The sequence below is a fragment of the Bacillus sp. RC251 genome, assembly GCF_044908765.1.
Taxonomy (GTDB): Bacteria; Bacillota; Bacilli; order Bacillales; family Bacillaceae_G; genus Bacillus_A; species Bacillus_A wiedmannii.
This window is the reverse complement of the sequence record NZ_JBIYDP010000015.1, coordinates 1-21,931: the sequence shown is the minus strand read 5'-3', so window position 1 is coordinate 21,931 and position 21,931 is coordinate 1. Positions and strand designations below refer to the sequence as shown.

The 21,931-nt window shown below is 33.5% G+C and carries 14 protein-coding genes and 1 pseudogene; 10 read left to right on the top strand and 5 right to left on the bottom strand.

The features are described 5' to 3' along the window. The first annotated feature begins 2,276 nt into the window (after positions 1–2,276). Positions 2,277–3,026: a MerR family transcriptional regulator gene (locus ABH961_RS26655; RefSeq protein WP_064472957.1), complete on the top strand. Its 750-nt coding sequence runs from the start codon at positions 2,277–2,279 to the stop codon at positions 3,024–3,026. A 25-nt stretch (positions 3,027–3,051) separates the two neighbouring features. Here the strand turns inward: ABH961_RS26655 and ABH961_RS26650 are convergent, their stop codons facing one another. The 3 genes from ABH961_RS26650 to ABH961_RS26640 form a co-directional block, all read right to left on the bottom strand. Beyond that, the gene (locus tag ABH961_RS26650; RefSeq protein ID WP_064472956.1) at positions 3,052–4,500 is read right to left on the bottom strand and encodes an FtsZ/tubulin family protein; all 1,449 of its coding nucleotides are present in this window, start codon (positions 4,498–4,500) and stop codon (positions 3,052–3,054) included. Further along, complete coding sequence (locus ABH961_RS26645; RefSeq protein ID WP_064472955.1) at positions 4,500–4,934, bottom strand: hypothetical protein; 435 nt, start codon at positions 4,932–4,934, stop codon at positions 4,500–4,502. Before ABH961_RS26645 ends, ABH961_RS26650 begins: the two co-directional genes overlap by 1 nt. A 575-nt stretch (positions 4,935–5,509) precedes the next feature. Further along, positions 5,510–6,196, bottom strand: a complete 687-nt coding sequence (locus ABH961_RS26640; RefSeq protein ID WP_404520382.1) for a hypothetical protein — start codon at positions 6,194–6,196, stop codon at positions 5,510–5,512. Between the two features lie 538 nt (positions 6,197–6,734). Here ABH961_RS26640 and ABH961_RS26635 point away from each other — a divergent pair. The 3 genes from ABH961_RS26635 to ABH961_RS26625 all read left to right on the top strand — a co-directional run bounded on the left by ABH961_RS26635 (position 6,735) and on the right by ABH961_RS26625 (position 12,093). Then, entirely contained in the window at positions 6,735–8,285 is a 1,551-nt protein-coding gene (locus ABH961_RS26635; RefSeq protein ID WP_404520380.1) for a replication-relaxation family protein, read from the top strand. Next, on the top strand, positions 8,257–11,331 hold the full coding sequence (locus ABH961_RS26630) for a type IV secretory system conjugative DNA transfer family protein (RefSeq protein ID WP_404520379.1): 3,075 nt from the start codon (positions 8,257–8,259) through the stop codon (positions 11,329–11,331). Before ABH961_RS26635 ends, ABH961_RS26630 begins: the two co-directional genes overlap by 29 nt. Before the next feature lie 171 nt (positions 11,332–11,502). Beyond that, entirely contained in the window at positions 11,503–12,093 is a 591-nt protein-coding gene (locus tag ABH961_RS26625; protein ID WP_098080357.1) for an SUKH-4 family immunity protein, read from the top strand. A 140-nt stretch (positions 12,094–12,233) separates the two neighbouring features. On the opposite strand, the gene ABH961_RS26620 is transcribed toward ABH961_RS26625, so the two are convergent. Next, positions 12,234–12,392, bottom strand: a complete 159-nt coding sequence (locus tag ABH961_RS26620) for a hypothetical protein (protein WP_179864138.1) — start codon at positions 12,390–12,392, stop codon at positions 12,234–12,236. 103 nt (positions 12,393–12,495) lie between these two features. Between ABH961_RS26620 and ABH961_RS26615 the strand changes: the two are divergent. Then, positions 12,496–12,762: pseudogene (locus ABH961_RS26615) on the top strand (CD3324 family protein). Between the two features lie 40 nt (positions 12,763–12,802). Further along, positions 12,803–13,711: an alpha/beta fold hydrolase gene (locus tag ABH961_RS26610; RefSeq protein WP_404520377.1), complete on the top strand. Its 909-nt coding sequence runs from the start codon at positions 12,803–12,805 to the stop codon at positions 13,709–13,711. A gap of 99 nt (positions 13,712–13,810) precedes the next feature. Here ABH961_RS26610 and ABH961_RS26605 read toward each other — a convergent pair whose 3' ends face one another. Beyond that, entirely contained in the window at positions 13,811–15,508 is a 1,698-nt protein-coding gene (locus ABH961_RS26605; protein WP_404520375.1) for a helix-turn-helix domain-containing protein, read from the bottom strand. Between the two features lie 549 nt (positions 15,509–16,057). Here ABH961_RS26605 and gntR point away from each other — a divergent pair. The 4 genes from gntR (at position 16,058) to gndA (ending at position 21,432) form a co-directional block, all read left to right on the top strand. After that, positions 16,058–16,789, top strand: coding sequence for a gluconate operon transcriptional repressor GntR (gene gntR / locus ABH961_RS26600; RefSeq protein WP_098069354.1), 732 nt, complete (start codon positions 16,058–16,060; stop codon positions 16,787–16,789). Further along, complete coding sequence (gntK, locus tag ABH961_RS26595) at positions 16,782–18,317, top strand: gluconokinase (protein WP_098069353.1); 1,536 nt, start codon at positions 16,782–16,784, stop codon at positions 18,315–18,317. The genes gntR and gntK overlap by 8 nt, the downstream gene beginning before the upstream one ends. Before the next feature lie 115 nt (positions 18,318–18,432). Next, entirely contained in the window at positions 18,433–19,779 is a 1,347-nt protein-coding gene (gntP, locus tag ABH961_RS26590) for a gluconate permease GntP (protein WP_064472945.1), read from the top strand. A 243-nt stretch (positions 19,780–20,022) separates the two neighbouring features. After that, complete coding sequence (gene gndA / locus ABH961_RS26585; protein ID WP_016514213.1) at positions 20,023–21,432, top strand: NADP-dependent phosphogluconate dehydrogenase; 1,410 nt, start codon at positions 20,023–20,025, stop codon at positions 21,430–21,432. The last annotated feature ends 499 nt before the right edge of the window (positions 21,433–21,931 follow it).

Below are 21,931 nucleotides of genomic sequence, written 5' to 3'. Positions count from 1 at the left end.
GATTAACATTAACAAGCGGATACTTATCAAAAATGTTTATACCTATCTAAACTTCAAAATCTATATTAGTTGAACATTAGTCCATTGAAACAGATTTTACGGAAGTATGTTAATTAATAAACTAGCATTGAAAATATTTCAATGCTAGTAAGATATAAAAAGAAACAACATAAAACTATCAATCTCATGTTGATACCGCTGAAAAGATAACTGATTTTTTATCCCATGTTTGTTATTAACATGTCGACTAAGATTAACATGTTAAGTGATTATTTCCTTTTGTTATCAACACCATTCTGATTAAGGTTGACATGACATTAACAATATGGTGTTAAAAAGAAGGAATGTTTATTTATTTCAAGATTTCAAAGTCTATATCGGCTGGATTTTGTCTTCTGTGGTAGTTTTCTCTAAGTGAATCTAGTGTCGAAACATTTTCTAGGATGAATTGACACTATCAAAACATAGCTAAAAATTCAATTGGGTAATAAATGATGACAGCAATTCAATGATTTTCATCCTTTATTTATCATTGACATATAGTTAAAAAACAACACATAGAAAGGAATACTATCTGTATTGTTAATCTTATATCAACAATTTACATTTAACATTAACAATTAAGTAGTTGAAATACGCAAAAATACAGATCTCGAAGACCCAAGATCTATATTGGTTAAAAATTTATCTACCACAACAGATTTCTATCGAAATATCAAAAAACACTCTAAAAGTACTATAATCGTGATAAGGAACTAACAAAAATTCCATATAATTGATAGTTTCTTATTAGTAACACCCAAAAAATCAATAGTTTTCCCTTTATTTATCATTAACATGTAACCTGAGATTAACATGTTAAGTACCTATTTCCTTTTGTTGTCAATATTATTCTAATTGATATTGATATGACATTAACAATAAGGCGTCCAAAAAGAAGAAGTATTTATGGTCTTCAAGATTTCAAAATCTATATTGGTGAGAATTTTCTTCTGTGGTGGTTTGCTCGAAGTGAATCTAGTGATGATCTATCCTAGAAAATGTTTTCACACTATCAAAAAAAGTTAAAATCTAATCGTAATAATACATGACGACAGCAATTCAATGTTTTTCATCCTTTGTTTATCATTGACATATAGTCTATAAAGTTAAGCGTAGAGAGAAATGCCATCTAAATTGTTAATGTTATATCAACAATTTTCGTTTAATATTAATATGACATTAACAATTAAAAAGTTAAAGCGCGCATAGAAGCAGATCTGAGGATTTCAAAATCTGCATTAGTTAAAATTTATCTGCCACAACTGATTTCTATCGAAATATCAAAAAACACTCTAAAAGTACTATAGTTATAGCAAGAACTTCATACAATCAATAGTTTCTTATTAGCATCAAAAAAAAACAGTTTTCTCTTTATTTATCATTGATATATAACCTGAGATTGACATGTTAATAGAGTTTGTTGTCTGTTAATGCTAGTGTCCTATCAATTTATCATTAACGCATATTGACATAACATTAACAATTGTTGATTCTAACGTTGAGAATATACATACAAATAGAGTTTTAGATTCTATGTCTATTAAAAATCCCCTGGATAAGTCGGGAGGATATCATTCTTGAAGGCATTTTGATAGTAGCCAAAAATAATAAATCGCTTTTTATTACTTCCGATCTAAAAGTACCAATTGTATGAATCAATTTTGATTATATAGAGATCTCTTGTAAAGGGCGGTGCCTCCTATAAAAAATGAGTTTATATTAAAGTAATTCAATAACCTTCATGTGCATTCTAAAGACCTACTGAAGCCAATAAACTATACATTTCTTAGCTTTCTACTACCGATTATCATGAATTATAATAAATATAGCCCTTTCTTTATTATTAGTATGGGCTTTTTGTTCTACATTTATACATACTTTTTAGCTTTTAAGTCTTTAAGTTTAATGCTATTTCCTTATAATTTATTTACAAATCACTAATATTTTCTTATCATTAATATATTGTAGACTAATTTGTTAATTTCATAGCAGCAACAATAATCATTAATAACTAACGGATTATCAACAGGACATTAACAATATTTAATTCAAAATCTGATTTATCAACTTCATGTTAACAAGTGATGCTTTATATATCAATGACACATTTCATGTGAATGTCAATCAACAAAGGTGTTGAGGTTTATATCGCCGAAAGATACTTAACATGTTAATCTCATTTTATATGTTAATTACATTTTGCTATGGCCATTATATTTCAAGGAGGTATAACGATGATTGAACAAGATAACAAAAATACAACTGAACATATGGAGTCCAATAATACAAACTCTAGTCATGAAGATACTTTTGAAAAAGCTTGGCGAATAACAGAGTTTTCTAAATTAGTAGGTCGACATCATAACACTGTATACAATTGGTTCAATATCCTAGAAGAAAAGGGGTTACACGGAACATTAAGAACCAATAATACAAACGAAAAGTTATATAACACACTGGATTTAGACATAGCTTTATTTATCAAACTAAAAAGGGATGAAAAGTGGTCGCTAGATGCAATTATTGAGCTTTTACCACATCAATTTGAACTAAGACCTGTTTCTCCAGAAAATCAAACCAGTGAAGTCTCATCCCAATTAAACATGCAGGAAGCTGCAGCGACTATTGAAAAAATAGTAGAACAAAAAATTCAAATGCATTTACAAAACATTGAATTAGAGTATCAAGGAAAGTTCGAAGATGCTATACGTGCGGTGCTACCTGAACCAGAAGACCCTGAGAGGTTAAAAGAGCGCCAAAGACAAGAAAGACTAGATAATATAATTATTCAACATAGAGCGCGTACAGAGTTAAGAAAACAAGCTGAAAAAGAATGGAATACACAGCCAGAAGAAACTCGTATTAAAAAAGTGGGTTGGTTTAAAAAAGAGGAAGATCTTGCGAGAAAACAACTTTTCATAGAAAGCTATATTGATGAGAACATGATTGAATACATGCAAAATGTAATGAAAACAGAAAAATAAGCCTGGAAAATTCCAGGCTTATTTTTTATTTTGTTCCGAACATCTTATCAGGATCCATAAATGCCGCTAATTCTTCATCATTTAGCTTTTGCGGTTCTTCATCTTTCTCTGGTTCTAATTCAAAGTAATCACCAAAGTTAATATTGAAATCATCGTCCGAGTCTTGCGCTTCAATAGTAGTAATTTGAGACTTTGTATATTGAATTTGACTTTGTTTTTCCTTAAATTCATTATATTCTTCTACTAATCCTTTAGATAATCGAGATGGTAGTGCATCTGTCTTATAGAAAGTATACACGCTACCCATAAAGTCATTTTTACTAACTAAATAACCATTAAAAACAGTTCCATTGATTGGTAGTTTATTTGTTACTTCTACTTTTGCATCATCCATAAATGAATCATCAAGGTTCTTCTGTTCATCTAAAATTGCTAACATCCCAAAATGATGTACCTTTGATGCCTCTAAATCTCCATTTTCATTTGTCTTCATCAGGTCAATAGGGTGATGGAATGAGCTTCCTTTCAATGATTCTGAGAACATATCTACAATTTCTTTACTGTTTTCAATTTGATTCATATTACGTGAAACCTTATTAATTACTAAACAACCTGTTCTTTCTAGTAAAATTCGTTTAAAGTCCTGAGAATCTAGAATTACTGATGTTCCTGAACCGTTTGCAGCTGTATTTAACTCATGAATAATATCTCCAATACGCTGATTTGCATAGTCTCGTGAGTTTCCGATGCCTTTTTTCTCATTCTCGTTTAATCCCTTAAACTCATCATAGAAATGTTGGTTGTCTGCAAATACAACAAATGCAACGCCTTTCGCTGGATCATTAGCTAACTTCCAAATTTCTTGTGAAAATTTATTCACCTGTCTTAGTACATCCGGCCCATCTGCTCTAACTGGAAGTGTAACCACAATACCCATTTTAATAAAATCTTTACGTTCAATTGCATTATTGAAAGCAATTCTTGCATACTTTTGTTGATTTTTGATTAATTCTTCTCTAGGAATTTTCATTGCCATACTTTTCAGTTCTTCAGCAATTACAGGTTTATTATGAAAAGCAGTGAATTCTTCAATTGCTTGAATAATTGTAGATGTACCTGTACCACCCCCTAAACCTGCAAAAAATAGCACTAACTCATCAGTTGGTCTGACACGTTCCGTTATAAATTCTTTTAGTTTATCCTTAGCTTCTTCATTAGATTCTAACACCTTTACAGCACGCTCAGGATTCTTACCCAAACCACCTAATTTTAGTGAAACTTGGTTGCTTTTTGGCACGTTTTTCAGTTCTGCTAAATCCCCATCATTACTATTCAATGCTAGGCAATTATAAACTGCTGTACCGTCTGTATGCTTATACTCAGCAAACTTATCTACCATTCTAGTTCCAGCTTGACCAAAACCAACCATAGTCATTTTCACTGCTACTTCGTTTTTCAGAAAGTTTTTTGCCATTATTTTATCTCTCCCTTATTCTCATTACTTTTTTTACGTTTGCTTAATTCAACTAATACTTGCTGCCCCCTAATAGTTGAAATTAAAAACTTATACGGATGCATAATTTTTTCTGTTATTAATGACATTGAAGCTAAAGTAGCAACACTACCTTCCGCTGATCTTCTTGAAATGTTAGTTCTTTCAAGTTCTAATGAATAGGATTTACCCTTAGGTTTCTTTACTCTCCTATCAATAACAACACTTTCTACTATCTCATTTATTGAAATACCTCTCATATATTTTGTTTCTTGGTATTGTTTGTTTACTTGAGATCCTATGTAATGAAATACATTGTAGAGTATTTCGTCTTCTTCAATAATGTCTGCAAACATTTCCACAACTTCTTCAGTAAATTTGTTTTGTTTATATTTTTCACTTAATACCTCGTTCAAGTTGTTCCCCCCTTAAAACGTTGGTTAATTATTCCTAAAAATATATTACATCATTGCAAGACGTATATCAAGTCATTATATATAAGACTTATATCAAGTTGTTATATATAAGGCTTATATAAGATTCACAAAATGTAAAATTGAACTAATGTCTTATATACCAATAACAATTATATAAGACGTACATGAAAGTCGTTTATATAAGCGGTGAACAAAACATGTTAATATCAGGTTTCATATAACTAACAATAACTATTAAATTATAAATATGGGTGCAGTATTTATGTATATTTTTATCTAGAATTATAATTCCGATATATAATACTTCTAAAATAACATTCTATTATCATGGTCATTAGATTTATACGTCTTATATATACGAACTACATATAAGATGTGTATAAAAACACTTATCATTAAAGGCTTTATATACTTTCATATTAATTTCATGTCAATAAAATATCACCAATAAATTTCATACATCCTATTTGAAAGACTTATATAAAAGACTTATAAATAAAACGTGTATATAACCCTAAAAAAAGAGTAATACTTCTTGAGTATTACTCTTTTAACTATATAGTTTTATATAAAACCCTTAGTTTATTAAACAGATCTTTATGATCCCGCTTCTTTTTTAATAACTCATTTTTCTGTTGGTTGTCTACAGAAAGGAAAGGGGATGTCAATGTCATGTTATATGTAGTTATTTCTTTTATTAATTCGGAAGTTATTTCTGAGATTTGTAGGAATAGCACATAAAATTGTGATTCATTTTCATTCATTTGATTCTCTTTGAAATTAAGTTCTACAAACTTGTCAGTATAACTTGTCAATTTCATATCAATATAATCACTATAACTAACATGTAAGGTCATGAAGCGATTAAACTCAGATGAACTAATTAATTTCTTTGTTGAGCATAGATGCACTAAATATATCCTATATACAGCTTTAAATGAAATAATATATTTAGTTCTTTTTTTTCTTAATTGGATGTATTCACCGTATCTGTTAATTAAATACCTTAATTGATTAGATTTTATCCTCAAAATTCTACTAACTTGTGCGGTATTATACGTTTTATAAGGATCTAGAGCTGCAAACCTTGTTGGAATAATCTCATGTTCGTTACTTAACGTGTTAGTTACTTTATTATAAAGAAAGTCCGTTTCAAATTCACTTTGTATTATCTTTGTTATTAACCCATATTCTGTGTTCCAATTCCGCATTTTTTCACCCCTTACATCAAATTGTAACATGCAAAATATGAAATATACACAATTTTCATTTACTTTATTATGTTTATTTACTTATTTCTTTTATGATGTGAATTTTCCTTCTGTTTAACACATACCGCAACAGAATTAAATGTAAGTATGTGTAATAGATTGTTTCATCTATGCAAAAGTATATTCACTGTACATTTTATCTATTTTTGATACTCTAAACACATATGACGGAATACATATGACGAACCCTTTTTTTATCATTAGAGTTCGTCATATGTCCTCTTATCACTGTCGAAATACATATGACGAACTCTAATAGCAAATTCTCACTTGATAACATTAGATTTTATTACTCACACCTGACGAAATAATATGTATCTTTAAACCAAGAGTTCATAGGGGATAATGGGTTACTTTTTTGCAAATTTCAGTTAAAATATACACTAATCATTTTTATGTTCTGAACTGCTTAATTTATCCAACATTAATTACTTTTATTTCATGACAATTGCACCCGATTTTATGCAGATTTCCGTATATTATTTCCATTCCAAGGGAGTGTTTAAAATTGAAAAAATCATTTGATCATGCCGTTAAATATATCGTTGGAGAGAATGATCGTGGAGTTTATTTTAATCGTTCTGACATTTTTACAGTCTTATTTTTATATGAACAACGAACAGTATCTCAAATTCAATTACGAAAATTTTACGAATTGATAAGTGGAGGACCTATAAGTCGAACCACATTTTCATCCAAGTTAACAAAGTGGGCAAAAATGAAATTAATAAAAAAAGAAAATATAAGTGTGAGAAAGAAGCGCGGCTTTACATTGGATTTCGTTTCTATTGCTTCAAAAGGAGCAGAAATATTACATCGTTTAAAATTAATTACTGATTGCAATACCTCGTTTGTTACCAAAAGGCACTATGAACACAATATAGCTATTACACAATTTGTGCTAAATCTACTTGAAGCAGAATCCCAAAATGAACATACCGGTGCAATTGTAGGTGGTAATGGCGATTATCTTTTTCCATTAAACTCAATTGTGAAGCAAAACTTACATTTACCCAACCTAATGTATTCCGATTCAAATGATGTTTACTTCTTATACGAAGATGAAGAGTATCGCGAAATGTTTCAGCCAGAACTTCAAACCGTTTCCTTCCAACAAGATTTACCTCAACTCGTTTATTCATTTCGTCCATCTAAAGAGTTTTATCCAGACTCAAAGGGAAATCCATTAATCATTCCTGATTGGGTTCTTACATGTAACAATTCTATTATCAATATTGAAGTTGATACAGGAACAGAAAACATTCCATTTCTAGAAAACAAACTGAAAAAATATCTTGATATCGCTGCTTCTAATCCGTCTAAACAGTTTTACGTGTTATTTTCAGTAATCGATGATTCTTATCACACAATTTCTACCTACAAAAAAAGGACTACACGTGTAACAAATTTAAAAAAAGCTTTCAGCAATATACCACGTTTAAGTGTAGTGAATAACCTAGATGTTTACGTATGCAACATGGGTGGATCGGAACTTGTAATAAACAATATTCTTCAAGAAATTCGCGAAATTAATAGTTTAAGCAAAAGTCATCTGCTCAAAAAAATCACAGAACGTTTGAACATAAATTCTTCTTTCCCTTATTCGGTAGAGTGGATATCTAATAAAAACGAAATGCAAGCGAAAGGGATTCAGCATTCTAAACTACTTGAGCTAACAGAAGACATTTTGGTATTACGAAAAAAAGCACCTGATGAAGAAAAAAAATCTTTAGATTACTTAGAAATATTGTGTATATTAACAATACTTAAGGTAGGGGAGGTTAACACACACTTAAAATTACAACAATTATCAGGATTGTTGGCCATGCAAAATCAACACCGAACACTAAACCCAATTAAAATTTTGGGGATATATGAAGCGGATGAATTAGAGCATGGGCAGCAAGCCATTTTTACTGATCTGTATCACAATTCCATAGCACCAGAGAATATATTATTGGCTACTTCTGCTGAATTGCTTAATTTCACCGCTGCTTTTTATTCGTTAAAAGAGAGGGTGAAACAAGAATTTGGAGAATGCAGTTCAAAAGAATGCTGAACTCAATAATGCACCAGGTAATGGGGAGGATCCCAAAGCCGGAAAGAACAAAAAAAATTCCTATACAGTTACAATCGATCTTACAAAAAGCTGGAAATATCGTTTAGCAGCCCGCTCATCTTACTATGTTGTGACATTACTACTTCTGCTAGCTTGGTATTTTGCGTTTAGAGGAATTTATAAATACGCTTCTTTCTGGTCAATACAAATGGGGGCTCCATTACCTACTTTAAGTATCTTCGGTAATCCGTTCGAAACTAATTATTACATTGAAACCTTTTTTAGCTTTTGGATTTTAATTTATACTTGGCAACTATCAACCAAGGTTAAGACCTATCAGGAGATAAAGCGTAGATGGTTTGTTTTTTCGATGATGTTAATTGGTATAGTTGCCCAGTACTTATGGGCGTTTAGCGTTCCATTAGCTAAGATATTTATTCCATTCTTACATTCGAAAGCTGGAGAAGTTTCACTAAATGACAAAGGATTAGAGGATACTATACTTTCAAATTTTAGTAATATCATGCACCTTGTATTTGCTATACCTGTAATTATTATTATTCTCGTACTCTTATGGCTCTTTAAGATTTTTTACGAACATAAAAAAGAGCTTTTAGATGAATTCGGAAAATGGGAATACGTATTTAAAATACCTGGTTGGATGCTTTCCTTTTTGAATGATGATCGTCAACGAAAACTTGCTACTTCATTACACAAGTTTTTCACTGAAAAAAATCCATCAAAATTGCCAGACCCTGATATCTTTCTTGGTCCTAATAGTGCGACACGGGAAATGGCAGTTATACAGGGCAAGTCTCTAACGCTTAATATTATGATCATCGGTAACATTGGTACAGGTAAATCAGCTGCACTAGGTTTGCCAATTGCCAATCAAATTCTTGACTATATGGCTTCAATGATTAATAACTTTAAAACCTTATATGCAAGAAAAGATTATCATTCAGAGGATGTAAAAGGAACGCAAGTTAATGGTCTTACAGTTATCGAGCCATCTAATGACTTCTGCGAAAAAGTATATAACTTGGTATTAGCACACAGAATTCCCGAAAGTGTTATTTTCTATTTAGATCCAACAAATCCTGATACCCCTTCAATAAATTTTGTACGTGGTCCAGTCGATAAAGTTGCTGAGATGTTATGTTCAGTATTAACGGGTCTCTCTGATAATGGAGCAGGGAATCCGTTCTTCGTTCAATCTGAGCGTTCTCATCTTAAACAACATATTTATTTGTTAAAACTCCATGATTCTAACTTTGAAGCTAGATTTGAGCATTTAATTGATATGTATAATGATGCTAATCTCGTGTTTGAGATGCATCTCAAATTAAAAGAACGACTTCCGAATGATATTGAATCCATTCCAGATAGGGATGAACGAAACCATTTCCGCATAATGAAACAAGCAGATGAATGGTTTGATTTAAATTATGTTCCTGAAATTTCTGGTGGCCGTGGGGGAGGGGAAGTTGTTTATCATACTGAAGGGAAATACTATGGTCAACCAAAGATTATTGATAAACAAGCAACCTTTGTTCGTGGATTACGAAACACATTAAATGATATTTCTGCTCAACCTCTGCTCCGTCGTGTTTTATGCGGTCCGTCGGATTTCGATTTTGAGAAGCATTTGGAATTTGGAGGTATTCTGTTAGTCAATACAGCAAAAGGGGAACTTTCTGATCTATCTGATGTATTCGGTAAATTGTGTTTATATGCCGTACAGAATGCTGTTTTTCGTCGTAAGCCTAACGTATCTCCTTACCATCCCGTTTTAGTCGATGAGTTTGCGGATTATATTTATAAAGCATTTAAAAGTTTTCCTGCTCAATCACGTAAATATAAAGCACCTTTAATTGTTATTGCACAAACAATTAGTCAATTAGCAATTGAACATGGCCCAAGATTCATGGATATCCTGTTAGGAACATTTCGTAATAAACTTGTTTATGGTGATGTTACAAATGAAGATGCTAAATTGTTTAGTAAGCTAATGGGTACGAAAACAATTTATGAAGCACGTGAAGGTGATCAAGAAATTGATATGGTAACAGCAGAAACGAAAACTCAAAGTACACGTAGAACATCCTACTCTTATTCCAAACTAGAGGTACCCATTCTTTCTGAAAATGATATCTTAATTCAAAAAGCATTCCAGTGTGCCGCTAAAATCGTAAAAGATAATGCTCCACAAGGAGGAATACAAGTAAATGCTAACTTTGTTCCTGCCTCTGAGTTTAAAACAGCTAAGATTGAAGTTGATGCAGAAGCAGCTGCTTATTGGTTAAAAATTCGTGAAGAGTCATTGAATGTGGAAATTAAGTATAATGATTATGTCACAGATACAAATGTTGATAGTGAAGAAGCTGTAATTGAGGAATTGAGTGCACCTAAAACAGCACCTACTGCAATAGAAGGCTGGTTACAAACGTTAAATCCTGATACTTACGATTTTTATACTAATGAAGATGATACTGACAATGAAGGAGAGTTAACAAATAGTCAGTCTGTGCAAGATTACTCAAGAAATTCTGCTCCTAAACTAGAAGAGGAAAGCATTACAGCACCAATTGCTACTTCTAATAAAAAAGAACCGGCAAAAATTAATGAAGTAATCGATGTTCATAAAGAAAATGTACCAAATACAAGTAAACATAGAGAACCTATTGAACTTAACAAAAAAGCATCAGTTATTACTGAAACTCCAATAGAAGTGCCAAGGGCGAAGCATACACCACAATATAGAGAACCTGCTTACACATCAACTGTTACCCATAATCAGCAGGAACAGGAAATTCAACGAACTGCAGAAATCAATGGTAAAAATACAACATCTAACTTAACAATGCAATGGTTACAACAAATGGCTGCCACTGTTCCTCAAGAAGAAGAAAATACATTTCCTTTAGATGAAATGGAAGGGGGCTCTCGTCTTCACAATCGTAAAGTAGCAGAAGTAACTCCAGAAAGTGCGGCAATTAAGGATAAACTCAGTCAATATATCGAAGGTGACATTAATCATGATTGATACATTAAGCATATAACGAATATTTCTACTAGTAAAAAGGTGTGGGTCGTAAACTCATACCTTTTTATTATTTCATATGTAACTTCCCCCAAGGAGACCATTTCTTTATGCTAAAATTTAATTAAGTTTGTGAAGAACCAGAAAATGGATTACATAATAAGGGTTGGAGGAATGACAGTGGAGATTGCCAAATTAAATTTGCCCATGGATAGTATGCACTTTTTACTTAATCATCAAATTAAAGGAAATGAATTCGAATGTCTCAATGTAGAATTTTACACCTATTCAAATGGTTTTCTTTTAGATGTAGTGGAATGGACAAAACAAAATGATTTTTCTTTATCGATATTGGATAAAGAATATACTAAAGCATTTTTAGCGAGTTTAGAGAAGTTTAAACCATACCTTGTTATCGGGAGTAATATGGATTCAGGTAATCTAATTACTATCTACCAGCCCACAGGAGAAATATATGAGCTAGAACATGAAATTACGGAAAGAGTAGAAAGATATTTTGTTAATTCTTCTATAGAGAAAATGCATTCCTGCTTCAATTACTTTAAAAAGTATTGGGTTCAGCTAGTAGAGCAGGGGCACTACAAAGATTGTAATCTAATAAGGACTTTTCATGATTTGAAGAACAAATTAGTGGAGTTTGATACTAACATATTAATAAATGATGATAACTACAATAGACAATTTTGGAATTCCTTATATCACGGCAAGTTAAACTTCTTTTTGAAAAAGTCAAACAAAATATAGATTATTTCTAATGGGGATACTTCGTGAAATAAACTTTATATGAAAGTAAAAACGATTTTTTAAGAAACAAAAGCCGTTAATGGGTTATCTCCTTACTGTTTAAAACATTCACTAAATAAAAAACAGTAAGGAGTGGTTTCTTAATCCCGCATTGCACCTGCTTCTCGGGAAGTCATTGCGCCTTGTCCTTCTCTTACATCATTTTGAATTTCTTGTTTCACTTTTTGTGCATCAGTTTCTGCAAAATTTGGTTTCATAATAGAACCAGACGTTTCTATATCTTTTTTATCATGTTGCATACAAACCCTCCTGACTTTAACATTTGCCAACCTTATTATGTACAAAAGTACACATGATATCCACCGAGTAATCGAGTGCGTTTATGGATTAATACGGACAGGTATGAAGTTGGCAGAAAGGGGCTATTTAAAAACAACGGCTATTTTACCTAAAAAGCTGATATTAGAAATTCAAAAGTATGTTCCAGGAGAAACAATATATATTCCTAAACCTAAAACCCCTCATCAGAGACGGGGATACGATCTGGGACAAGAAAGCTGATCGATGACAGAAATGCTTCTATTAAAAGGTAGAACGATTAATCAAATAGCTGATGAATATCACCTCTCCATTGAAACAATCAAAAAATTGTCTACTCTAAATAAATAAAAAGGATACACTTATGAAATGATGCTCATTGTTTTTTCTTATGGCGAATTTGTTTCTTAGTCATTTCCTGCATTTTATATCATTCGCCAATTGTGTAATGTTAAGGGAAATGACAGAAGAAAGGAAGGATGTACAAATGAGGATAGTAAAAAACGGAACATTGCAAGTACTTGCAGCAAGCATCTACTATGAGGTGCGTGGCTCAGGTCCAATTCTTCTTTTGATCCATGGTGGGGGTGGTGATGCCGATAAGTTCCATAGTATCGCCGACCATCTTGCTAATTGGTATACAGTTGTTACTTACGATCGTCGTGGTCATTCACGTAGCAATCTCGCGAATAAGACTGAGGATTATCATGTGAACACACATAGTGAAGACGCTCACCGACTGCTAGCCAATCTGACCGATGAACCAGCTTATGTATTCGGAAGTAGTTCTGGTGCTGTCATCGGACTTGATCTGTGCATACGCCATCCTGAGCAGATACAGTTACTAATCTCACACGAACCAGTTTTATTACAACTTTTACCTGAAAATGAGTTCAATCAAGCTATAAAATTCATGGAAGACCTTAAGAAAAATCATCGAAGTGAGGTTATGAAGTTATTGTCAAATATTGATGATACCAATTTCAGATTATCGAAAGATGTACTAACAAAGCGGCTACTCGATAATTCGACGTATTTCACTGAGTATGAAATCCCAGGAATTCTCAAATATACTTTAAATATCGATGCATTAAAGACTCCATTAAAATCTGTATTGATACAAGTACTTCCAGCCGGCGGAAGTGTTTCACAAGAATTTTTTCCTTACCATTGCGCAGTCAACTTAGCAAAACAACTCGGAACAGAGTTTGCTGAGTTTCCCGGACACCATACGGGATACAACACAGTGCATTATAAAAAGTTTGCTGAGAGGTTACACGACGTTCTTGAGAATAATTAGTGAAACATATTGTGACAAAGTTTATTTCAAAGCAAAAGCAGAATATGAACAAACTAAAAAGAAGCAGGTACCTCTCCAGTTAAAGGTAACTGCTTCTTTTTACATAGACTCTATAATCATTTGTCTTTCATACCACTTGTTTAGCTTTTCATTAACACTTTTTGAAATACGCTTCATTTTGTTATTACAGAATCTTGATAGTGTAGCAGGGGATAAGCCTATTTCATCTGCTATCTCACGCATTGTTTTATTTTGATGCATATGCTGATACATAATTTTTTCTCGTATCACATCTTCTGATCCTTCAGGAGTTTGTTTTACTGTCTCTGCAATATAATGGTCCTCCTGCTTCTCTTGCATACCTATTACTTTTTTCTTTACCATACTATCTATATTATTCATCAATTCTTTTGGTGGTAAGATAATGATTCCTAATTTGGAATAGTAATTCTTAAACCAATTACGTTCTCCTATCTTTGTTTCATCCAATTCCTCTGCATACGCCCAATGTGAAATTACTTTTTCTTTTTCTAAATCAATTAAAACACTTTCTAGTTGTTCACGAATTCGAGTTGGGCGACCCTTTGTGGTTGTAATACCCATTACAGATAGTAGCCCTTTTTCTCCACCAATGGAGTATGGTCTTTTTAAAGTACTGTATTGTTGACGGATTCGCCACTGCCAGGATAAATAACGTATTAAACGTTTATGAAACTTGTGTCTATAGCTATTATACTCTAATGCTTTTTTCGATAATAAAGCAGTTGTGCTATTAGATCCATACAAATAGCCTGATAAGAAACTACCTGGTTTAATCTTACAGGATTCTATCCCCATATATTCATTAGTATTCTTATCTCTCCATAACACTACAGAGTCCAGTACGAATAGTCTTTTGATTACTTCACGTTTTACCTCAAATTGTTCCCCAGTTTCAGCTTGATCGTTCAATACTACAACTTCATTATCATCATTCAAATAAATAAAGATGCTTGCTAACGCTGCAATACGTTGCGCTACCTTTATCTTATCTTCTGCACGATAATACTCTACACCGTTTGCTGATGCTTTTGGCATATTACATAATTCCAATACATTTTCATAGCTAAAATCTATGAATTCATCTGGAGATTTAGCTTGATTTAACCATTGTATTGTAATGGTATCCAAACAGTCTGCTGTAAGATCATCCATATTACTAATTACTCCATCAACCAATATAGACCATCTTTCTGCTTCATTTGTATTCACTAATCTCAAATCCTCATCTTTATGTGAAGATAGTTGTGCAACTCCGCTTGAATTTTTTGTTTCTAATGGTAGTACCGTTTTTGCTGCTGCTTCATCTTCTTCAAACTGATTTTTTGCTATTCCATCACGTAATTGATAGTACATTGCGTCATTTGATACAGGATAATATTCTTCAGGTATATCTGCTATATACTCTTTTATATGACCATGTTCAGGATTTAAAATTTGAGTTGGTTCAACTGCTTCAAACTTTTCTCCAAACTCTTGTTCAATGATTTTATCTAATACATTTTGAATCTCAATTTTATATTTATCTAGATTCGCATAAATGTTCAACAACGATATTCCTTGTTCTTGTTTCTGCCCCAGCCAAGAAACAAGTGTTGAGAATGAAGGGGATATATTAGCTGATGTTACTAATTTATCGTGATTCTCTTGTACTTCGTTATAATATTTTTGCCATTTGGCCCATAACTGCTTATTTTCTTCATAGATTGGAGCAGCAAGTAGGAGGGCATCACTGAACAATACTAATACTTTCTCCATATTTAAGTACCTCCTAACAATGTTAATAACCAATATAATATAAATCCTAACACTATGAAACCTCATAGCTATATGATGGCTACATAACCTTTAAGTTGAAATGTTATCTGAATAATCCGCGCAATTGTTGATTTTTACTCTTTTTATTGTGGATCATTTAAATTCTCTTTACTTGTCTTTAATTATATAAAACTGTCTCTATTTGTAAAATCAATACTTTACAATACAATTTCAATTTTTAAAAGCTTTTAATGCTCAAATTCAGTTACTGTTACATTTTTAACATCTATATTTTTGATTCAAAAAGTTGTAAACCCGAGTGCTAAATTTGTTGAGGTAAGTCCTTGGATATCGTATTCTTCAGTTTTCCATTCCCTAAATTTTCTTCATCAACAATAGTAGTTTTTGGGGCGACTCGATTTGTTAGCTTGATAATTATGGGACTTTCCTCTAAAACAACCAAAGCAAACAATAAAAGCGCTTGCATAATTAAAAATCCGAGTTATAATACTTGTATACAAGTATACTTGATTAACACGAGGTGATTTTATGACGAAATCAATGGAATTTCTTTATCCTGAAAAATGGCTTTCAAAAGCTTCTGCAGGTGATCGTGTTGCGAGCGAACTGAGAATGCGCATTATTGCAGGCGGAATTGAAAGCGGTACCATCCTATCGGAAAATAAATTAGCTGCCGATTTTTCTGTAAGTCGGTCACCCGTTCGTGAAGCATTAAAAGTACTAGCTTCTGAAAATATTATTCGCTTAGAAAGAATGGGCGCAGTTGTCATTGGTTTAACCGAGAAAGAAATCGAAGAAATATATGATGTTCGTTTACTTATAGAAACGTTTATCTTTGAGCGACTTGTAAAGATGGACACAAATGATTTAGTAAGAGAACTAAATAAAATAATGGAGATGATGAAAATCGCCATTAAGTATAATGATGCTGATGAGTTTTCTTATCAAGATCTCTTATTCCATGAAACGATTATTCGAACCATTGAGCATTCCTACATCCTGATGATTTGGAATAATTTAAAGCCTGTTATGGAAAGCTTAATCCTTTTATCAATGCGTAATCGTTTCAAGGAAAAGTACGAAGACTTTGAACGGGTTATTAAAAATCATGAGCTTTATATAAAAGCAATCGAATCAAAAGATCGGGCCCTCATGATTGAGGCCTTACATCAAAACTTTGATGATGTTCAAGGGAAAGTTGAAGATCTCTGGATGTCACAACAAATGTTATCTAAAGGAGTAGAGCAAGGACATGAGTAGCTATATGTTAGGTATGGATATCGGTACAACAAGTACGAAAGCAGTTTTATTTACTGAAAAAGGCGAAGTCATCCAAACCGAGAATATTGGTTACCCACTTCGCACACCGGATATATCCACAGCGGAACAAGATCCAGAAGAGATTTTCCAAGCTGTTTTACAAGCGATATCAAATATAACGAAACAGCATTCAGATAAAAAACCATCGTTTATTTCATTTAGCAGTGCTATGCATAGTGTCATTGCTATGGATGAAAATGATCATCCGCTGACACCTTGTATCACTTGGGCAGATAATCGTAGTGAGGCATGGGCACATAAAATCAAAGATGAACTGAATGGCCATGAAGTTTATAGACGAACAGGAACACCTATTCACCCAATGTCACCATTAAGTAAAATTACATGGATTGTGAATGATCATCCGGAAATTGCTATTAGAACGAAAAAATATATTGGAATCAAAGAATATATCTTCAAACAATTCTTTGATCAATATGTTGTTGATCATTCCATCGCCTCGTGCATGGGTATGATGAACTTAAAAACACTAGATTGGGATGAGGAAGCTTTAAAAATTGCTGGTATAACACCAGCTCAATTATCTGAACTCGTACCAACCACCCAAATATTTGGCAACTGCAATCCAGATTTAGCCCAAAAGATTGGTATCGATTCACAAACACCGTTTGTCATTGGTGCCAGTGATGGGGTGCTTTCTAATCTAGGTGTGAATGCAATTCGAAAAGGTGAGATTGCTGTCACAATTGGGACAAGTGGTGCTATTCGGACCATCATTGACAAGCCACAAACAGATAAAAAAGGAAGAATATTTTGTTATGCCTTAACTGAAAAGCATTGGGTAATTGGTGGACCGGTAAACAATGGCGGAATGGTCCTTCGTTGGATTCGTGATGAACTTGCTTCATCAGAAGTAGAAACTGCGAAAAGACTAGGAATTGATCCATACGATGTATTAACTAAAATAGCTGAACGCGTGAGACCTGGTGCAGACGGATTATTATTCCATCCATACCTCGCAGGTGAACGTGCACCATTATGGAATCCAGATGTACGTGGCTCCTTCTTCGGTTTAACGATGTCACATAAGAAGGAACATATGATTCGTGCAGCTTTAGAAGGCGTTATATATAATTTGTACACTGTATTCTTAGCGTTAACCGAATGCATGGATGGTCCTGTAACCCGTATTCAAGCAACAGGCGGCTTCGCAAGGTCTGACGTTTGGCGACAGATGATGTCCGATATTTTCGCATCTGAAGTCGTTGTTCCAAAGAGTTACGAAAGCTCTTGTCTAGGTGCATGTATTTTAGGTCTCTATGCCACAGGAAAAATTGATTCTTTTGAAATCGTTTCCGAAATGGTTGGCAGTACCTACAAACATACACCGAAAGAAGAAGCAACAAAAGAATACAGACAATTACTGCCGATATTTATTAACCTATCAAGGGCGCTAGAAGATGATTATACACGAATTGCAAATTATCAAAGAAATTTAATAAAGTAAAACTTTCATCAGTGATCCCCACGCCTCGATTCTATCTAAATCTCGAGGTGGGGGCCTTACTGCCCACGAATAGCGGGAGAAATACAAATACAGCTAAGATTAGGGGGGAACTACGATGCCATTAGTCATTGTAGCAATTGGGATTTTAGCATTACTTTTACTGATTATGCGCTTTAAATTAAATACCTTTATTTCATTAATCATTGTATCGGTCGGGGTTGCTTTATCACTTGGAATGCCACCAGAAAAAATTTTTAAAACCATTGAAGCAGGATTAGGCGGAACACTTGGTCATTTAGCACTCGTTTTTGGACTTGGTGCGATGTTAGGTAAGTTGCTTTCAGATTCTGGGGGCGCACAACGTATTGCCATGACCCTTGTGAAAAAATTCGGTGAAAAGAACATTCAATGGGCTGTTGTGACTGCCTCATTTATTATCGGTATTGCATTATTTTTTGAAGTAGGATTAGTATTATTAATTCCGATTGTATTTGCGATTTCAAGAGAATTAAAAGTTTCTATCTTATATCTCGGTATTTCGATGGCAGCAGCTTTATCTGTAACACACGGATTTTTACCGCCACACCCAGGGCCAACTGCTATCGCAGGTGAATTGCATGCAAACATCGGTGAAGTATTACTTTACGGTTTTATGATAGCGGTTCCAACAGTTGTATTAGCTGGACCTGTATTTACTAAACTTGCAAAAAAACTAGTACCTGAGGCATTCACAAAAACCGGTAATATCAAATCTTTAGGTGAGCAGAAAGTATTTAAACTTGAAGAAACTCCTGGCTTTGGAATCAGCGTTTTTACCGCTTTACTGCCTGTTCTTTTAATGGCAGTCGCTACAATTATTACTTTACTGCAAAAAACAATGGGATTTACAGATAATAGTTTACTAGCAGCAATCGAGTTTATTGGGAATGCGGATACAGCCATGTTGATATCCTTACTAGTTGCGATCTATACAATGGGATTGGCAAGAAATATTCCAATCAAAAGCGTGATGGAATCTTGTACAACAGCGATTTCAAATATTGGGATGATGCTCTTAATTATTGGTGGAGGCGGAGCTTTCAAACAAGTATTAATTGATGGCGGCGTTGGTAACTATGTAGCCGAATTATTCAAAGGAACTTCATTATCACCGATCTTGCTCGCATGGATTATCGCTGCCATCTTACGTATTTCATTGGGGTCTGCTACGGTTGCTGCATTAACAACTGTCGGTTTAGTGATTCCGATGTTAGGTCAATCTGATGTTAACCTTGCTTTAGTTGTCCTTGCAACAGGGGCTGGTAGTTTAATTGCTTCACACGTAAACGATGCTGGTTTCTGGATGTTTAAAGAGTACTTTGGTTTAAGTATGAAAGAAACATTTGCAACATGGACTTTACTTGAGACTATCGTTTCTGTAGCTGGATTAGGATTTACTTTATTATTAAGTTTATTTGTATAGATCTTTCTAAACAATACAAGGGATACGGAAGCTGTTTAATGTAATTTTTCATGATTGATTAGTAAGGATGAAAATTTCTCTTTATTTTTTAACTTGATAGTGATGTGCCGTGTCCCTATAACCTTTCGCACGAATACTGGCGGAGCCTATTGAAATGAAAAAGATTGATTATTTGATTAAAGTGTTATTTTAGGTATATATACTATAATACAGAGTAACATACATGGAAAGGAACGATGGAATATGGCAAAGTTACAAATTGGAGTTGTTGGTGTGGGCGTTATGGGAAAAAGCCTCGCACTTAACTTTGAGAGCAAAGGGTATTCTGTTGCCCTATATGATATTTCAAAGGAAAAAGTTGATGAAATCATTGAGGAAAACCGTGGTAAAAACTTAGTAGGTACTCATATAGTTGAAGAGTTTGTTAACTCACTTGAATCACCTAGAAAGATTTTATTAATGGTTAATGCAGGGGAAATTACAGATAAGGCGATTGATTCTCTAGTCCCTTACCTCGATAAAGGTGATATTTTAATTGACGGTGGTAATACATACTTTGTCGATACAATTCGCCGAAACAAACGTCTTGCCGAAGAAGGAATCAATTTCATAGGTGCAGGTGTGTCAGGCGGCGAAGAGGGTGCATTGAAGGGACCATCTATTATGCCAGGCGGACAGAAGGATGCATACGAAAAAGTAAAGGATATGCTTGAAAACATCTCTGCAAAAGTGAATAACGAGCCTTGCTGTTCTTATATCGGACCTAATGGGGCAGGCCACTATGTAAAGATGGTTCACAACGGTATTGAGTATGGCGATATGCAATTAATTTGTGAAGCATATTTCTTCTTGAAACAAACACTTGATTTGACTGCAGAAGAATTCCATGAAATATTTGCTGAATGGAATAAAGGTGAACTGAATAGCTATCTAATCGAGATTACAGCCGATATCTTCAAGAAGAAAGATGAAGAAACTGGTAAGCCATTAGTGGATGTTATTCTTGATACTGCAGGACAAAAGGGTACAGGGAAATGGACAAGCCAAAGCGCACTTGATTTAGGTATCTCTCTCCCTATTATCACGGAATCTGTATTTGCACGTTGCATTTCTGCTTTAAAAGAGGAGCGTGTGAACGCAAGCAAAGTTTTATCTGGCCCTAAAGATAAAACAGCAATTGGAGTTGAAAAAGCTGAATTAATCGAAGCAGTGCGCCAAGCTTTATATATGAGTAAAATTTGTTCTTATGCACAAGGATTCACGCAATTGAAGGCAGCTTCTGAAGAATATGATTGGAACCTTGATTTTGGCAGCATTTCTATGCTTTGGAGAGGCGGATGTATTATCCGTGCTGCCTTTTTACAGAACATTAAAGAGGCTTATGAGACAAACACTGATCTACCGAACCTTTTACTTGATCCATACTTTAAAGAGATTGTAGAGTCATATCAAGGCGGATTACGCCAAATTATCTCAATGGCGGTACAACAGGGCATTCCGATACCTGCATTTTCAGCAGCAATTTCTTATTATGACAGCTATCGTACTGCCAAACTACCTGCAAACTTGTTACAAGCGCAGCGCGATTATTTTGGAGCGCATACGTATAAACGAGTAGATAAAGAAGGTACATTCCATACAAAATGGATATAAAATAAGAAATGGACTAAGATTAAATTCTTAGTCCATTTTTCATAACACAATTCGCAGGCTATAAGACTCCCACTGATGGAAGTTCACTTTAAACGAATGACTGAATCAAAATGCGTTTATTTTTCCCATTTAGATGAAAAACCACATAACCTTTAAGTTGAAATGTTATCTGAATAATCCGCACAATTGTTGGTTTTTACTCGTTTTATTGTGGATCATTTAAATCCTCTTTACTTGTCTTTAATTATATAAAACTGCTTCTATTTGTAAAATCACTACTTTACAATACAATTTCAATTTTAAAAAGTAAATTAGTTAAACACACTGATTTTTTACTTAAAGCCTAGAAAACTTGTTACTTTAAGTCACAACTTAAATACCCCAGCTGCTTCTTATTTGAAACTACATAGCCTTATCATGGCTATAAACTCTTACTTGAAACCACATAGCCTTATCATGGCTATAAACTCTTACTTGAAACCACATAGCCTTATCATGG

What these genes read in the sequence shown, in the direction of transcription:
- ABH961_RS26655 (WP_064472957.1), top strand. Translation starts at nt 2,277, where the DNA reads ATGATTGAACAAGATAACAAAAATACAACTGAACATATGGAGTCCAAT.
- ABH961_RS26650 (WP_064472956.1), bottom strand. Translation starts at nt 4,500, where the DNA reads ATGGCAAAAAACTTTCTGAAAAACGAAGTAGCAGTGAAAATGACTATG.
- ABH961_RS26640 (WP_404520382.1), bottom strand. Translation starts at nt 6,196, where the DNA reads ATGTTACAATTTGATGTAAGGGGTGAAAAAATGCGGAATTGGAACACA.
- ABH961_RS26625 (WP_098080357.1), top strand. Translation starts at nt 11,503, where the DNA reads ATGACAGTGGAGATTGCCAAATTAAATTTGCCCATGGATAGTATGCAC.
- ABH961_RS26620 (WP_179864138.1), bottom strand. Translation starts at nt 12,392, where the DNA reads ATGCAACATGATAAAAAAGATATAGAAACGTCTGGTTCTATTATGAAA.
- ABH961_RS26610 (WP_404520377.1), top strand. Translation starts at nt 12,803, where the DNA reads ATGGCGAATTTGTTTCTTAGTCATTTCCTGCATTTTATATCATTCGCC.
- ABH961_RS26605 (WP_404520375.1), bottom strand. Translation starts at nt 15,508, where the DNA reads ATGGAGAAAGTATTAGTATTGTTCAGTGATGCCCTCCTACTTGCTGCT.
- gntR (WP_098069354.1), top strand. Translation starts at nt 16,058, where the DNA reads ATGACGAAATCAATGGAATTTCTTTATCCTGAAAAATGGCTTTCAAAA.
- gntK (WP_098069353.1), top strand. Translation starts at nt 16,782, where the DNA reads ATGAGTAGCTATATGTTAGGTATGGATATCGGTACAACAAGTACGAAA.
- gntP (WP_064472945.1), top strand. Translation starts at nt 18,433, where the DNA reads ATGCCATTAGTCATTGTAGCAATTGGGATTTTAGCATTACTTTTACTG.
- gndA (WP_016514213.1), top strand. Translation starts at nt 20,023, where the DNA reads ATGGCAAAGTTACAAATTGGAGTTGTTGGTGTGGGCGTTATGGGAAAA.